This is a genomic window from Kitasatospora putterlickiae (assembly GCF_039527695.1).
GTDB lineage: Bacteria > Actinomycetota > Actinomycetes > Streptomycetales > Streptomycetaceae > Kitasatospora > Kitasatospora putterlickiae.
Map to the genome: position 1 here is coordinate 5,016 of NZ_BAAAKJ010000199.1, position 446 is coordinate 5,461.

The window sequence follows — 446 nt, forward strand, 5'->3', positions numbered from 1 at the left end:
CCGCCTGGTCTCGCCGGTGCGGATCGACGCCGAGGGCGCCTACCAGGTCACCTACCGCCTCGACCTGGGCGGCGGCCGCGAGGTCTCCGGTACGACGGCCTTCGGCGTCGGCGGCTCCACCGGAACCGTCACCGACAGCCGCCCCGTCGCGGCCCCCGGGGAGGACGCCGGTCCGGCCCACGAGCACGGGATCGAAGGCGCCTGGAACGTCCTGCTGCTCTGCGCCGACGCGATCCTCCTCCCGGGCGCCGTCTTCCTGATACTCCGCCGGCCCCGCCTGCGCCGCCCTCGGGTGCAGCAGGGCTAGGCCAATTTCATAACGCTGTTATGTGTGGAGGGATGCCGCATGAAACTGCGCCACGGACTCACCGCGTTCCTGCTCACCACCGCCTCGGCGGCCGCCGTCACTTGCCCTGCCCCTTGCGGTAGATCTGGCCGTCGGCCTT

The 446-nt window shown here is 72.0% G+C and carries 1 protein-coding gene; it reads left to right on the plus strand.

What is annotated here, in order from left to right; genetic code table 11:
• The coding region (locus ABD308_RS20105; protein ID WP_344337205.1) for a hypothetical protein at positions 1-307 on the plus strand (307 nt) is incomplete at its 5' end.
• Between the last annotated feature and the right edge of the window lie 139 nt (positions 308-446).